This window comes from Dyella sp. SG609, assembly GCF_012275375.1.
Taxonomy (GTDB): domain Bacteria; phylum Pseudomonadota; class Gammaproteobacteria; order Xanthomonadales; family Rhodanobacteraceae; genus Dyella_D; species Dyella_D marensis.
Genome location: NZ_JAAZQJ010000004.1, coordinates 354,099 through 369,420 on the forward strand (window position 1 = coordinate 354,099; position 15,322 = coordinate 369,420).

The window sequence follows — 15,322 nt, forward strand, 5'->3', positions numbered from 1 at the left end:
GAGACCAGGCCATGGAAATCAAGCCCATTCTCGCCGCGTTGCGCCAGCACAAGGCCGGCACCATTCTCATCGCGATGCAGATCGCGCTGACCCTGGCGATCGTGTGCAACGCGCTCTTCATCATCCAGCAGCGCGTCGCGCATCTGTCCGAACCCACCGGCATCGACGAGCCGAACATCTTCGTGATCCAGAACGAGTGGGTCGGCAAGGTCACCAGCGCCGAGGCGGACGCGAAACTGCGCACCGATCTCGACGTGCTGCGTCGGGTGCCGGGCGTGCAGGACGCCACCACCAGCAACTCCTATCCGCTGCGCGGCGGCGGCTGGGACGATGGCGTGCGGCTCAGCGCCGAGCAGATCGAGGACACCTCGGATGCGACGATCTACTTCGCCGACGAACGCTTCCTCGACACGCTCGGCCTGAAGCTGGCCGCCGGCCGCAACTTCCGCGCCGACGAGATCCAGCCCATGAGCACGCGCGACCGCCTGGCGCCGCCGGTGATCATGGTGACCCGCGCGCTGGCCGACAAACTGTTTCCGAATGGAAGCGCGCTGGGCAAGACGGTGTACCTGGTCGGCGGTCCCGCCACCATCGTCGGCGTGGTCGACCTGCTGCAGGCGCAGAGCGTGGCGCGCTGGGCCTCGAACTTCGCCTACCGCTCGGTGATCGTGCCGCGCCGCATGGCGATCGCCGAAGGCGCGTTCTACATCGTGCGCACCCAGCCCGGCCAACTGGAGCCGGCCATGCGGGCCGCGCGCAAGGCCTTGTTCGCGGACAATCCGCGCCGCGTGTGGGACGAGCGCGAGGGCATCCTGAGTTTCGCCGAGGTGCGCTCGGCCGCCTATGAAAGCGACCGCGGCATGGCCGTGCTGATGGGCATCATCAGCCTGGTGCTGCTGGCCATTACCGCCGCCGGCATCGTCGGCCTCACCAGCTTCTGGGTGGGGCAGCGGCGCCGGCAGATCGGCGTGCGCCGCGCGCTGGGCGCTACGCGCGGCGACATCCTCGGTTATTTCATGACCGAGAACCTGCTGATCAGCGTGGGCGGCGCCGTTGCCGGCGCGCTGCTGGCGATCGCCATGAACCTGTGGCTGGTCACGCGTTTCGAGATGCACCGCCTGTCGCTGCTCTACGTGCTGGCGGGCGTGCTGCTGCTGCTGTTGCTGGGACAAGGGGCGGTACTGGCGCCGGCGATCCGCGCGTCCAAGGTATCGCCGGTGGAGGCCACGCGCTCGGTCTGAGCGCGCGGTGCCTTAAGGGAAGCAAAGGGGAGAGGGCATGTTCACGTATTACCTGGAGCTGGCGCTGCGCAGCCTCCGGCGCAACAAGGTGCTTACCGCGCTGATGGTGGTCGCCATCGCGCTGGGCATCGGCGCCTGCATGACCACGCTGACCGTGCTGCACGTGCTGTCGGGCGATCCGATTCCGTCCAAGAGCGCGCGGCTGTTCTATCCGCAGCTCGACCCGCAGGACATGGACGGCTACCGCGAAGGCGAGGAGCCGCCGGAGCAGCTCACCTGGGTGGACGGCATGAACCTGCTCAAGGCCAAGCGCGCCAGGCGCCAGGCCCTGATGACCGGCGGCGCCGTGCCGGTGCAGCCGGCGCAAGCCGACGTGGAGCCGTTCTTCAGCGACTCGCGCTACACCACCGCCGATTTCTTCGCCATGTTCGACGCGCCCTTCCTGTACGGCCAGGGCTGGAACGAAGCCGACGACGACAGCAAGGCGCGCGTGGCGGTGATCACGCGCAAGCTCAACGAGAAACTGTTCGGCGGCAAGGACAGCCGCGGCCAGGTGGTGCGCCTGAAGGACACGCCGTTCCGCGTGGTCGGCGTGCTCGACGACTGGCGCCCGAATCCGCACTTCTACGACCTCAACGTGGGCAACTACACCGAGTCGGAAGAAGTGTTCGTGCCACTGTCCACCTCGCGCGACCTCACCTTGCCGCGCAACGGCAGCACCGACTGCTGGGGCCGCGGCGGCGGCAACGACGGCGACCACATGGAAAACGCCACCTGCGTGTGGATGCAGTTCTGGGTGGAGCTGGCCAGCGCCGCCGACGCGCCGGCGTACAAGGCCTTCCTGGAGAACTACTCGCGCGAGCAGAAGACCCTGGGCCGCTTCCAGCGCCCGGTGAACGTGCGCCTGCGCAACGTCATGGAATGGCTGGACCAGGAGAAAGTGGTGCCCAGCGACGTGCGCCTGCAGAGCTGGCTGGCGATCGGCTTTCTGGTGGTGTGCCTGGTCAATACGGTGGGCCTGATGCTGGCCAAGTTCCTGCGCCGCGCCGGCGAGCTCGGCGTGCGCCGCGCGCTGGGCGCGTCCAAGCGCGAGATCTTCAAGCAGCTGCTGATCGAAGCCGGCGTGGTCGGCCTGGCCGGCGGCGTGTGCGGACTGGTGCTGGCCTTCCTCGGCCTGTGGCTGGTGCGCCAGCAGCCGGCGGATTACGCCTCGCTGGCCCGGCTGGACCTGGCCATGCTCGGGGCAACCTTTGCGCTTGCCGTCGGCTCCAGCGTCGCTGCGGGCCTGCTGCCCGCGCTGCGCGCCTGCCAGGTCGCGCCCGCCCTGCAACTGAAGAGCCAGTAAGGAGACGCCATGGCCATCCGACCCATTCTGTCGACCCTGCGCCGGCACAAGACCACGGCCCTGCTGGTGGTGCTGGAGATCGCGCTGACCTGCGCCATCGTGTGCAACGCGGTGTTCCTGGTCAGCCAGCGCATCGAGCGCATCCACATGCCCAGCGGCGTGGCCGAGCACGAGCTGATCCAGGTCGCCCTGGCCGAGATCGGCGCCAAGCCCGACGAACACGCGCGCACGCTCACCGACCTGGCCGCGCTGCGCGCGATTCCCGGCGTGACCGAGGTGGCTTCGGTCAACCAGATTCCGTTCGGCCGTTCGTCCAACAACAGCGGCATCAAGCTGGACCCCAAGCAGAACAAGCCCACGCTCAACGCCACCAATTATTTCGGCGAGAACATCGGCCAGACCCTCGGCGTGCAGCTGGTGGCCGGACGCCTGCTGCAGCCGGAGGACTATGTCAGCATCAAGGAGGCCTCCAAGGCCTTCAAGGAAGGCAAGCTCGAAGGCCTGCCGCGCCTGGTGGTGATCACCGAGCCGATGGCGCAGCGTCTGTTCCCGGGGCAGCCGGCGCTGGGCAAGACGATCTGGCTGGGTTCGGAAGTGCCGCTGCAGATCGTCGGCGTGGTGAAGCACCTGGTGCGCCCGTCGATCTGGAACGACGCCGAGGCGCAGTACAGCATGATGGTGCCGATGCAGGTGGAAGATAACCAATACCTGATCCGCACCGCGCCGGGCGAGCGCGAACGCGTGCTGGCCGCGGCGATCGCGGCGATGAAGAAAAACAACCCGCACCGCATCTTCTGGCAGAAGCGCACCTGGGACGAAGTGCGCCAGCGCTTCTTCGACGGCGACCGCTCCATGACCGGCCTGCTGATCGGTGTGTGCGTGGCGCTGCTGGTGGTGACCGCGCTGGGCATCGTCGGCCTGGGCAGCTTCTGGGTGGCGCAGCGGCGCCGGCAGATCGGCGTGCGCCGCGCACTGGGCGCCACGCGCGGGCACATCCTGCGCTACTTCCAGACCGAGAACTTCCTGCTCGCCACGATCGGCATTGCGCTGGGCATGGTGCTGGCCTACGGCATCAACCTGTTCCTGATGGTGCATTACGAATTGCCGCGGCTGCCGGCGGTGTATTTCCCCATCGGCGCGCTGGCGCTGTGGCTGATCGGGCAGGCCGCGGTGCTGGGGCCGGCGATGCGCGCCGCGGCGGTGCCGCCGGTGGTGGCGACGCGTTCGGTCTGACGCTTTCCAGGAGAGAAGGATGTTCGCTTACTACCTCGACCTTGCCCTGCGCAGCCTCAAGCGCAACAAGGTGCTGACCGCGCTGATGGTGCTGGCGATCGCCGTCGGCATCGGCGCCAGCATGACCACGCTGACGGTGATGCACCTGCTGTCCGGCGATCCGCTGCCGGGGCGCAGCGACAAGCTGTTCTACGCGCAGGTGGACGACAATCCGCTGCCGGAAAAACAGACCGAGCCGATGGACGTGATGACCTACCAGTCGGCCATGGACCTGTGGAGCGCCCACCAGGCCGACCGCCAGACCATCATCGTGGACAGTCCGGTGAAACTGCGCGCGCCCGACACCACCTTGCCGCCGCTGATGCCGTCGATGCTGTCGACCACCGCGGATTTCTTCGCCATGTTCGACGTGCCGTTCCGCTACGGCGGCCCCTGGCGCGCGGAGGACGACGCGGCGCGCTCGCGGGTGGCGATCATCTCCAGCGATCTCAACGACAAGCTGTTCGGCGGCGCCAACAGCGTCGGGCGCACCTTGCGCCTGCGCGAGACCGACGTGCGCATCGTCGGCGTGCTGGCGCCGTGGCGGCCGTCGCCGCGCTTCTACAACATCGCCGGCGGGCGTTTCTCCGGCGGCAAGACCGCGGACTACTACGGCAGGCCGCAGGACGTGTTCACCCCCTTCAGCAGCGCGCTGGAGATCAACGACGGCAACTTCTACCAGTACAGCTGCTGGCAGCTGCCGCCATCGCCGGGGCATCTGCAGAACGCGCCCTGCGTGTGGCTGGCCGTGTGGGTGCAGCTGGACAGTCCCGCCAAGGTCGCCTCGTTCCGCCGCTTCCTCGACGGTTACGCGGCCCAGCAGCAGGCGCTGGGGCGCATCGCCCGGCCGCAGAACACGCGGCTGCGCAACCTGGTCGAATGGCTGGATTACCAGGGCGTGGTGCCCAGCGACGTGCGCCTGCAGGCCTGGCTGGCCTTCGGCTTCCTGGCGATCTGCCTGTTCAACACCATCGGCCTGCTGCTGGCGAAGTTCCTGCGCCGCGGCGGCGAGATCGGCGTGCGCCGCGCGCTGGGCGCGAGCCGCGGCGCGATCTTCCAGCAGTGCCTGGTGGAGGCCGGGATGATCGGCCTGCTCGGCGGCCTGGGCGGCCTCTTGCTCACCTTGCTGGGCCTGAGCCTGGTGCGGCGGCAGCCGGTGGCGTTCGCCGACATGGTGCATCTGGATGCGCGCATGTTCGCGCTGACCTTCGCGCTGGCGATCGCCACCAGCCTGCTGGCCGGCCTCCTGCCGGCGCTGCGGGCGAGCCGGGTGGCGCCCGGCCTCCAACTGAAGACGCTCTGAGGTGCGCATGGAGATCCAACCCATCCTGGCCGCGCTGCGCAAGCACCGCCTCGCCACCTTGCTGATCGCGCTGGAGATCGCGCTGGCCTGCGCGGTGCTGTGCAACGCCTGCTTCCTGATCGCCAACCGCATGGACGCGATGCGGGTGAACAGCGGCGTGGAAGAGGCGTCATTGGCCACGCTGCAGATCAGCGGCTTCGACGAGAAGCAGGCCAGCGACGTCAACGCGCGCATGCTGGCCGGACTGCGCACGATTCCCGGCGTGCAGTCGGCCAGCGTGCTCAACTCGATTCCGTTCGGCGAGCACCGCGGCCGCGTCGGCATCACCACCGACCCGGAAGGCAAGCAGTTCGGCGGCGTGATCGAGCTGTACCTCGGCGGCCCCGGCAGCGCGGAGGCGATGGGCCTGAAGCTGGTGGCCGGCCGCGCCCTGCAGGCGGACGACTACCAGCCGTTCACCGGGGTGTTTCCCAGCTCCGCGCCGGTGCTGATGGCGCGCGAACTGGCCGAGCACCTGTGGCCGGGCGCCGATCCGCTGGGCAAGGTGATCTGGGTGGACAAGTGGTCGTACCGCGTGGTCGGCATCGTCGACCACCTGGCCACGCCCGCGCCGGACTGGGCCGGGCGCAGCGCGCCGGGCTGGTCGGCCTTCGTGCCGGCGCAGCCGGGGCCGAGCCTGGCCGGCAGCTATCTGATCAAGGCGCCGCCGGCGGACCTCGACCGCGTGCTGCGCGATGCGCGCGCGCTGGTCGCCAAGGTGGCGCCGGACACGGTGCTCGACCAGGAAGGTTCGCAGACCATCGGCGACCTGCGCGCGCAGTTCTTCCAGCAGGACCGCATCATGGCCTTCATGCTGGTCGGCGTGATCGTCGCCCTGCTGCTGGTCACCGCGCTGGGCATCGTCGGCCTGGCCAGCTTCTGGGTGCAGCAGCGGCGCAAGCAGATCGGCATCCGCCGCGCGATCGGCGCCACCCGCGGCGACATCCTGCGCTACTTCCAGACCGAGAACTTCCTGATCGTCAGCGGCGGCATCGGCTTGGGCATGGTCATGGCCTTCGGGCTCAACCTGGCGCTGATGAAGTTCTACGAACTGCCGCACCTGCCGCTGCATTACCTGCCGATCGGCGCCGCCGCGCTGTGGACACTGGGCCAGATCGCGGTGCTGGGCCCGGCCCTGCGCGCGGCGGCGGTGCCGCCGGTGGTGGCGACGCGGTCGGGCTGAGGAAAAAAGCGAAGAGCCTGCGCGAGGCAGGCTCTTCGGATTGACTATTTGCCGGCCCGCGATGCGGCGGGAGCGGTGGTGTAGGAATAGGTGAGGCCTTCGAAGCAAGCCTCGGCCTCCTTCAGGAATTTGCCGAATTCATCGCTCACCAGTTCGGCATGGCTGATCCAGGACACTTTTTCGACGGAGCGAGTCCGGTAGGCCGGCATGCCGTCGGCTTCCCGCCGGGCCTCGGCGTCATAGTCGAACCAGCGGGAACGCACGTGGCAGGTCTTCATGGGCCGGCTGAGTGCGATGCCGCTGATCTTGATCGACATCTGGCGGACCATGGGGACACCGATGTTGAAGTCGCCCATGCCACCCGTCCGGCGATAATTTTTCAGCTCTTCGAGGTCGAGGTTGAAGTAGTCGCCCAGGTTGCCCGCGTACTTTCCTTCATGCCGTGCGGATGCGGGTTGTCCCGGGGAATGGATCTTCACCGCGTAGGGCGCCTTCATCTGATCCATGGCGGGCCGTGTCACGCTGCAATCCTCATTGCCTGCGCAGAGAGCCCGGTCGAGCGCATTCGCGCCCTGGTTGTGCTCGAGCAGCATCATCGTGAGGAGCTTCGCGCCGTCGAACAGGCCGCTGGCATCCGTGTCCGACGTTCCGTCGGGATGGAAGCGGTTCTGCTGAGTGGTGTCCTCCGCCACGGCGGCTTCGGCGAGGGGGATGGTATCCAGCCGTGGCTTGCCGTCTTTGCCGGCCACGATGGCCCAGCGATCCTGCAGATCCGCCGGCGTGTAGCCGGGCAGCAGCACCGGATGGGTGGCATCGATCCACCAGGTCTTGCCGTCGACAACCGCGCGCACGATGGCATGATCGGGAGCGCCTATGCCGGGTATCCGCAGGGCAGGCGCATAGTCGCCCCGCACCACGAAGGCGGGTTCCGCGGCCATGTCCAGGCCGCGCAGCATGGCTGCCAGCAGCATGGCGAGGTCCTTGCAGTCGCCGTAGCCGTTCTTTTCTATCTGCGCCAGGTCCAGCGGTATGAGGCCGCGGCTGTCGAGGCGGTAATCGGCCAGGTAGCGATAGTGCGTGCCGAGAAACCGGATCAGGGACTGGACCTGTTCCTGTTGCGGCTTGTGCTTGAGCCGCTCCACCTCCTTGGCCGCCTGAGGCGGCAACGGCGCGGACAGGATCTTGTTGTAGATGCCGACCAGCTTGCCGTAGTGATCATCGAGCTTGTCGCTGAAGGCGAGCTCGATGCGCGGGAACCTGCGCATGATGAAGCCGTCTTCGTTCACGGTGTTGAAATAACGCGGCTTGGCCAGGTCGATGGTGACCTTCCTGCCGTCTTCCGAAGGCTTTACGTTGAAGGCTTCCAGTTCTTCGCCGCGCCAGATGATCGGCCTGTCCGCGCTGTATTGGAGATGGAAGCTCTCATAGCGCAGAGCCGCAGGCTGGAGGCTTATGGCTCGGTAGAAATCGGCCGCGCCCTTCGATGCCTTGCTGACGTCCCTGGTGCTGTATTCGATGGCGTCGCCTACTTCCAGGCCCTGGAACAGCAGGATCGTGTTCGTGCTGTTGTCGATGCCCTGATCGGAGCCGGTGCCGGATTTCCTGACGATCTGGCTGTCCGGCAGGCGGACGCGCGTGCCATTGCGCTTGATCACATAGGCCTGGAGGCCGGACATCGTCTGGTTGTCCAACGAGGGCAGGCTGACCTGCGAGAGCGCGTCCCGGCCCGCCGCGGTCAGGATGTCGTAGTGCGATGTACTGGTGCAGTCTTCGCTGAGGTCGGCATGGACACGGCAGGATGCTGTGTACTTCAGCGCCAAGGGCGCGTCTTTCGCCGGCTGCAGCGACGCAAAACAAGGCGAGGCCGCCAGCAGGGCCGCCGCACCGGCGGCCCGTGCAGCCATGGAGATCGGGATGGGTCTGGTTATCAGGGTGATGCCTCGATGGGATCGGCCCCAACAGACAGGCATAGGCCGGGACTGTCCGGACCATGAGGCGGGAAGGGCACCTTTGCCGTCGCATCGGGCAGCCGGTACGGCACTGTGCGGAGCGTGCGGCCGTCCCCCGCCTCTGACGGAACTTGCGGTTATCCCGCGATAAGCGCGGCGTGAGCTGGCTGGCGAGAGCTGCCACGCCGGTCGCAACCGGCTACAGTGCGTGGATCGCTTTGCCGCCTGAGGGGTTTGCATGAAGCTGGTGTCCTGGATGATCTGCGCGAGCCTGCTGGGCTCGGTGACCGTGGCCGCGCCGGTGGCCGCCGCCACGCCCGCCAGCGTTACCGCCCGGGTGGATGCGCTCAACAAGCTGCTGGCCGAACAGTGGCAGCACTCGCTGCAGAACGCGCCGGAGTTCGCCACCATCCTGGGCGACCTGCGCTACAACGATCGCTGGAGCGATCTCTCGCTGGCGCACCAGGCGGCCGAGCGCAAGGTCAATGCGGATTTCCTCAAGCGCTTCGAGGCGATCGACACCACCGGCTTCTCCGACGAGGACAAGCTCAATCTGCAGCTGATGGTGCGCCAGCTGCGCGACGGGCTGCAGAGCTACGACCTGAAGCTCAACGAGATGCCGCTGGACCAGATGAACGGCATGCACCTGCAGCTGCCGGGCTTCGTCAGCTCCATTCCGTTCGACAACGCCAGGCAGTACGAGGACTATCTCACGCGCCTGCACGCCGTGCCGCGCGTGCTGGCGCAGGTGACCGAGGTGGCGCGCCAGGGTTTGCAGGACGGCATGATGCCGCCGCGCTATCTGCTGGAAAAAGTGGTCGGGCAGATCGACAGCATCGCCAAGCCGGCGGGTGAGGAAAACTCCTTCGCCGAGCCGCTGAAGCATTTCCCCAAGACGGTATCCGCCGCCGACCGGAAGCGCCTGCACGACGCCATCGTCGCCGCCATCGACAACGAAGTGCGCCCGGCCTACCGCAAGCTCGGCGAGTTCGTGGCCAAGGACTATGCGCCGCATGGGCGCACCGAGCCGGGCGTGTGGCAGCTGGCCAACGGCGAGGCGATCTACCGCTTCGACGTGGAGCAGATGACCACCACCAGGGAGACCCCGCAGCGCATCCACGAGATCGGCCTGGCCGAGGTGAAGCGCATCGAGGAGGAGATGACGGCGATCGCCAAGGGGCAGGGCTATAAGGACCTGGCCAGCTTCCGCGAGGCGCTGAAGCACGACGCCAAGCTGCATCCGACGTCGCGCGAGGACATCCTCAACCGCTACCGCGGCTTTATCGCGCAGATGCAGCCGGAACTGCCCAAGCTGTTCGGCCTGCTGCCGAAGACGAAGGTGCAGGTGATGGCGGTGGAGCAGTACCGCGAGAAGGAAGCCCCCGGCGCCGAATACCACCAGGGCACGCCGGACGGTTCGCGTCCCGGCCAGGTCTACGTGAACACCGGCGACTTCGCCGACCGCACCACGCTGACCATCGAATCGACCGCGTATCACGAGGCGATTCCCGGCCACCACATGCAGATCTCGATCGCGCAGGCGCTGCCCAAGCTGCCGCCGTTCCGCCAGCAGGCCGGCTACAACGCGTACGTGGAAGGCTGGGCGCTGTACGCCGAGCGGCTGGGCAAGGACATCGGCTTCTACCAGGACCCGCTCTCCGACTACGGCCGCCTGTCCGACGAACTGCTGCGCGCCGACCGCCTGGTGCTGGATACCGGCGTGCACTACAAGCACTGGACGCGCCAGCAGATGGTGGATTTCTTCCACGCCCATTCCAGCCAGGACGAGCCGGACATCCAGGCCGAGACCGACCGCTACATCACCTGGCCGGGCCAGGCGCTGGGCTACAAGATGGGCCAGCTGAAGATCCTGGAGCTGCGCGAGCGGGCCAGGAAGGAACTGGGCGAGCGCTTCGACATCCGCGCCTTCCACGACCAGATCCTGGGCGGCGGCGCGCTGCCGCTGGACGTGCTGGAGGCCCGCACCGACGCCTGGATCGCCGCCGTGAAGTCCGGCAAGGCGCCGGCTCAGCCCACCGCGGCCCCTTGACGGCTGAATAGGCCAATGGTCATTACAACGTTTTGCCGGCAGGATGCATCTGTTCCGGCATGCCCAAGAGCCACATGCGTACCGTCCTGATCATCGACGACAACCCCGCCGTGGGGGAGGCGCTCTCGCTGGCGCTGTCCCTGCACGAAATCCGCCCGCTGACCGCGCTGACGCCGGAGCAGGGCCTGGAGCTGCTCGAGCGCGAACGCATCGACGTGGTCATCCAGGACATGAACTTCACGGCGGACACCACCTCCGGCGAGGAAGGCATCGCGCTGTTCCGCGCCCTGCGCCAGCGCCACACCGACCTGCCGGTGATCCTGCTCACCGCCTGGACCCACCTGGAAACCGCGGTGGAGCTGGTCAAGGCCGGCGCCGCGGATTACCTGGCCAAGCCCTGGGACGATGCCAAGCTGCTGGCCACGGTGGAGAACCTGCTGGAGCTGTCGGAATCCACCCGCGAGGTGAACCGCGCCCGCAACGAGCGCCGCCGCCGCCGCGAGGACCTGGAGCGCCGCTACGACCTCACCGGCCTGGTGTTCTCCTCCGAGGCGATGGCGCGCACGCTGGAACTGGCCTGCCAGGTGGCCCGCTCGGAAGTGCCGGTGCTGATCACCGGCCCCAATGGCGCAGGTAAGGAGCGCATCGCGGCGATCGTGCACGCCAACTCGGCGGTGAAGCGCGGTGCCTTCGTGGCGGTCAACTGCGGCGCCTTGCCGGGCGAGCTGATCGAGGCCGAGCTGTTCGGCGCCGAGGCCGGCGCCTATACCGGCGCCAACAAGGCGCGCGAAGGCCGTTTCGAGCTGGCCGACGGCGGCACCTTGTTCCTGGACGAGATCGGCAACCTGCCGCTGTCCGGCCAGGTGAAGCTGCTGCGCGTGCTGGAGACCGGGCAGTTCGAACGCTTGGGCTCCGGCCGCACGCGCCAGGTGAAGGTGCGCGTGCTCAGCGCCACCAACGCGGACCTGAAGGCGATGATCCGCGCCGGCACCTTCCGCGAAGATCTCTACTACCGCCTCAACGTGATCGAGGTGAACCTGCCGGCGCTGGCCGATCGTGTCGACGACATCCTGCCGCTGGCCGAGCATTTCCTGGACGGCCGCGCGGAACTCACCGATGCCGCGCGCGAGGCGCTGCTCGGCTATCCGTGGCCGGGCAATGTGCGTGAGCTGAAGAATGCGATCGAGCGCGCCGCACTGCTCGCGGCCGACGGCCGCATCCAGCCCGAACTGCTCAACCTGCCGCAGGCCGCACCGGCCGCCAACCGCAACCTGGACGAGCCCAGCCGCGAAGCGGTGGAGGCGGCACTGGACAAGGCCGACGGCGTGGTGAGCCGGGCGGCGCAGGCGCTGGGGCTGTCGCGGCAGGCGCTGTATCGGCGGATGGAGCGGTATGGCCTGGCAACTCAGGGCACTTGAAGACGAAGCTCTTCTCCCCTCCGGGGAGAAGATGCCGGCAGGCAGATGAGGGGCGGGTGCTCGCGACAGCACTTCTACGAAGAGAACAGAAGCTTTTGGTTTTCGCGACCTTCTGCTCACTGCTCCGCCCGGCCCCTCACCCCAACCCTCTCCCCGGAGGGGAGAGGGGGCAGAAGCGCGGACATGCCTAAAGATGGTTGCCGGTTGCACCCACCGCATATCAAGATGCCGCGATCCTGAACCTACTGGGGAACGAACATGCGTCGGTGGATGATGTTGGGCTTCATCGCGACAACCTTCGCGGCGCACGCGCAATCCGCGCCACAGGCGAGCGACAGCTGGCAGCGGCCGGCGCCGCCGTCCAGCGTGGCCTATGGCAGCAGCCCGGCCGCCGGTACGCGCGATGGCCAGAGCGCCTTCCGTTTCAAGGACGACAAGCCCGGCGAGTCGCGCTTCAAGGTCGAAGGGTCGTCGCAGCGCAACAGTCGCGGCCCGCAATCGGTCTGCGATTCCGCCAACGCCGCCTGCAAGCAGGAACGGTCGCTGGGTTCCGGCCAGGGCCGCTGAGTGCTGCGGCGCCTCGACACCCTGCAGACCCGCCTGGCGCTGCTGCTGGGCCTGGCCTATGTGTCGGGCGCGCTGTTGTATATCGGCATTACCCAATGGCCGCTGCCGCAGCTGCTGCAATGGATGAAGCACGACCTCGGCGTGACCGTGCAGCCGCCTTCGCACCTGGGCGTGTGGGGCGGGCTGGCGGTGAGCGCGGGCGTGGCGATTCCGCTGTCGATCTGGCTGGCGGGACGGGTGATGCATCCGCTCAACCGCCTGCTGCGCGCGCTGGAAGGCGCGGTGGCCAGCTATCGCGACGGCGATTTCAGTTTCTCCATCGCGGCGCGGCGCCATGACGAACTCGGCGACCTGATCCGCATGCACAACGCGCTGGGCCAGACCCTGCGCGAGCAGCGCCAGAACCTGGCCCAGCGCGAATTGCTGCTGGACACGGTGGTGCAGAACACGCCGGTGGCGCTGGTGCTGACCGACAGCATCGGCCGCGTCACCTACGCCAATATCGCCGCGCGCCATCTGTTCAACGAAGGGCGCACGCTGCACGGGCTGGATTTTCTCGAGCTGCTGGCCGATGCGCCCGATGCGCTGCGCCGCGCGGTGGAAGGCGGCGAGGACGCGCTGCTGACGGTGGAGATGGATGGCAGCGAAGAAACGTTCCATCTGTCGCAGCGCAGCTTCCGCCTGCAGGGGCGCCCGCACCGGCTGCAGCTGTTCCGCCGCATGACGCGCGAGCTGTCGCGGCAGGAAGTGGCAACGTGGAAGCGCGTGATCCGCGTGATCAGCCACGAGTTGAACAACTCGCTGGCGCCGATTTCCTCGCTGGCGCATTCCGGCGCCGAGCTGGCGCGCCGCGGCCAGACCGAACGCCTGCCCGGCGTGTTCGCCACCATCGGCGAACGCGCGCGGCATCTGCATGGCTTTATCGCCGGCTATGCCAATTTCGCCAAGCTGCCGGCGCCGCAGCCGGTGTCGATTCCGTGGCGGCCGTTCCTGGACAGCCTGGCCCTGCACTGCAAGTTTCGCGTCGAGGGCAGCCTGCCCGAGCAGGAAGGCTGGTTCGATGCGGCGCAGATCGAGCAGGTGCTGATCAACCTGGTGAAGAACGCGCACGAATCCGGCAGCGCCGAAGACGGCGTCAGCGTGTCGCTGACGGTGATCGGCCGCGACGTGCGCATCGAAGTGGCCGACCGCGGCCCCGGCATGAGCGAGACCGTGCTGGCGCAGGCGCTGCTGCCGTTCTATTCCACCAAGCGTTCCGGCACCGGCCTGGGGCTGGCCCTGGCGCGCGAAATCGTCGAGGCGCATGGCGGGCGCATCACCCTCGCCAATCGCGAGCAAGGCGGGCTGCGCGTTAGTTTGTTGTTGCCGTTGAAGCTGGCCTGAGGCCCGCGCGCACAGTGACGTCATAACGTAACCGCCCCCTGCCTGGACCTCCCCTATACTCCGCGCCATCGTCACGGACAGGAGGTTGGGCCATGGGTTCGCTTTTAGCGCTGGTGGTCGTGGTGGTCGCGGTCATCATGATCGCCAAGCTGGTACGCATCGTGCCGCAGGGCTACGAATGGACGGTGGAACAGTTCGGCAAGTACACGCATACGCTCACGCCGGGCCTGCATTTCCTGATTCCCATCATGTACAGCGTCGGCCGCAAGGTGAACATGATGGAGCAGGTGCTCGACGTGCCCTCGCAGGACGTCATCACCAAAGATAACGCGGTGGTGCGCGTGGACGGCGTGGTGTTCTACCAGGTGCTGGACGCGGCCAAGGCAGCCTATGAAGTGTCCAATCTGGAACAGGCTGCGCTGGCGCTGATCATGACCAATATCCGCACGGTGCTGGGCTCGATGGATCTGGACGAATCGCTGAGCCAGCGCGATGCGATCAATGCGCAGCTGCTGCGCGTGGTCGACGAGGCCACCCATCCGTGGGGCGTCAAGGTCAACCGCATCGAGATCAAGGACATCGCGCCGCCGCGCGACCTGGTCGATTCGATGGCGCGCCAGATGAAGGCCGAGCGCGAGAAGCGCGCGCAGATCCTGGAGGCCGAGGGCCTGCGCCAGTCGGCGATCCTCAAGGCCGAGGGCGAGAAGCAGTCGGCGATCCTTTCCGCGGAAGGCAAAAAGGAAGCCGCGTTCCGCGAAGCCGAGGCGCGCATCCGCCTGGCCGAGGCCGAGGCGCAGGCGACCACGCTGGTTTCCAACGCGATCGCCAACGGCGACGTCAATGCGCTGAACTACTTCGTCGCCAACAAGTACGTGGAGGCGCTGAAGGAGATGGCGCATTCGCCGAACCAGAAGATGCTGCTGCTGCCGGTCGAAGCCACCGGCATCATCGGCTCGCTGGCCGGCATCGCGGAGCTGGCCAAGGAGTCGCTGGGCCAGCAGCAGGAGAAGAACACGGTGCGCCGCACGCCGCCGCCGGTCTGAAGCGCCGCATCGTCGAAGGGGGTTGGCCATGTTTCCGGATATCGCAACGCATTACCTGTGGTGGATCGTCGCCCTGGTGCTGATCGGCGCCGAGGTGCTGCTGCCGGGCTATTTCCTGCTGTGGATCGGCATCGGCGCGGCGGCCACCGGCCTGCTGGTGCTGGTGGCGCCGCTGCCGATGCTGGCGCAGGCGATCGCCTTCGTCGTGCTGGCCTTTCTGTCCTGCGCGATCTACTGGTACCAGGTGCGCCCGCGCATGCGGCGCACCGACCAGAGCGAGTCGCGGCTCAACCGCCGCGGCGAGCAGAACATCGGCCGGCAGTACGTGCTGGCCGAGGCCATCGTCAACGGCCGCGGCAAGGCACGCGTGGGCGACGGCCTGTGGCTGGTGAGCGGACCGGACCTGCCGGCCGGCGCCACCGTGGAAGTGGTGGCGGTGGAGGGCAATACGCTGCAGGTGAAGCCGGCCGCGTGAGGCCGCCATTCGGACGGCCAAACGTATTCAAGCCGGCGCCTTCCGGGTGAGAAT

The 15,322-nt window shown here is 67.6% G+C and carries 12 protein-coding genes; 11 read left to right on the forward strand and 1 reads right to left on the reverse strand.

Going from position 1 to position 15,322, the window contains the following annotated elements; all coding sequences use genetic code 11:
• Window positions 1-11: 11 nt before the first annotated feature.
• The 5 genes from FHW85_RS10080 to FHW85_RS10100 are packed head-to-tail and all read left to right on the forward strand — an operon-like array spanning window position 12 to window position 6,383.
• On the forward strand, window positions 12-1,241 hold the full coding sequence (locus tag FHW85_RS10080) for an FtsX-like permease family protein (protein WP_168648140.1): 1,230 nt from the start codon (window positions 12-14) through the stop codon (window positions 1,239-1,241).
• A gap of 37 nt (window positions 1,242-1,278) precedes the next feature.
• Entirely contained in the window at window positions 1,279-2,586 is a 1,308-nt protein-coding gene (locus FHW85_RS10085) for an ABC transporter permease (protein WP_167252337.1), read from the forward strand.
• A 9-nt stretch (window positions 2,587-2,595) separates the two neighbouring features.
• Entirely contained in the window at window positions 2,596-3,819 is a 1,224-nt protein-coding gene (locus FHW85_RS10090) for an FtsX-like permease family protein (RefSeq protein ID WP_167252336.1), read from the forward strand.
• Between the two features lie 19 nt (window positions 3,820-3,838).
• Complete coding sequence (locus tag FHW85_RS10095; RefSeq protein WP_168648141.1) at window positions 3,839-5,161, forward strand: ABC transporter permease; 1,323 nt, start codon at window positions 3,839-3,841, stop codon at window positions 5,159-5,161.
• A gap of 7 nt (window positions 5,162-5,168) precedes the next feature.
• Window positions 5,169-6,383 (forward strand): FtsX-like permease family protein, encoded by a 1,215-nt coding sequence (locus tag FHW85_RS10100; RefSeq protein WP_168648142.1) that lies wholly within the window; start codon window positions 5,169-5,171, stop codon window positions 6,381-6,383.
• A 44-nt stretch (window positions 6,384-6,427) separates the two neighbouring features.
• Here the strand turns inward: FHW85_RS10100 and FHW85_RS10105 are convergent, their stop codons facing one another.
• Window positions 6,428-8,287 carry a DUF3857 domain-containing protein gene (locus FHW85_RS10105; protein WP_168648143.1) on the reverse strand — a complete coding sequence of 620 codons (1,860 nt, stop codon included), beginning with the start codon at window positions 8,285-8,287 and terminating at the stop codon, window positions 6,428-6,430.
• A gap of 283 nt (window positions 8,288-8,570) precedes the next feature.
• On the opposite strand from FHW85_RS10105, the gene FHW85_RS10110 reads away from it, so the two are divergent.
• From FHW85_RS10110 to FHW85_RS10135, 6 genes are all read left to right on the forward strand, one after another.
• Window positions 8,571-10,382 (forward strand): DUF885 domain-containing protein, encoded by a 1,812-nt coding sequence (locus FHW85_RS10110; protein ID WP_168648144.1) that lies wholly within the window; start codon window positions 8,571-8,573, stop codon window positions 10,380-10,382.
• Between the two features lie 74 nt (window positions 10,383-10,456).
• Window positions 10,457-11,800, forward strand: a complete 1,344-nt coding sequence (locus FHW85_RS10115; RefSeq protein WP_167252331.1) for a sigma-54 dependent transcriptional regulator — start codon at window positions 10,457-10,459, stop codon at window positions 11,798-11,800.
• Between the two features lie 258 nt (window positions 11,801-12,058).
• Window positions 12,059-12,367 carry a hypothetical protein gene (locus FHW85_RS10120; protein WP_168648145.1) on the forward strand — a complete coding sequence of 103 codons (309 nt, stop codon included), beginning with the start codon at window positions 12,059-12,061 and terminating at the stop codon, window positions 12,365-12,367.
• Entirely contained in the window at window positions 12,368-13,750 is a 1,383-nt protein-coding gene (locus FHW85_RS10125) for an ATP-binding protein (RefSeq protein WP_167252329.1), read from the forward strand.
• Window positions 13,751-13,842: 92 nt separating this feature from the next.
• A complete protein-coding gene (locus tag FHW85_RS10130) occupies window positions 13,843-14,793 on the forward strand; it encodes an SPFH domain-containing protein (protein ID WP_168648146.1) in 951 nt (316 codons plus the stop codon).
• Between the two features lie 28 nt (window positions 14,794-14,821).
• Window positions 14,822-15,268: an NfeD family protein gene (locus tag FHW85_RS10135; protein ID WP_167252327.1), complete on the forward strand. Its 447-nt coding sequence runs from the start codon at window positions 14,822-14,824 to the stop codon at window positions 15,266-15,268.
• Window positions 15,269-15,322: the final 54 nt, after the last annotated feature.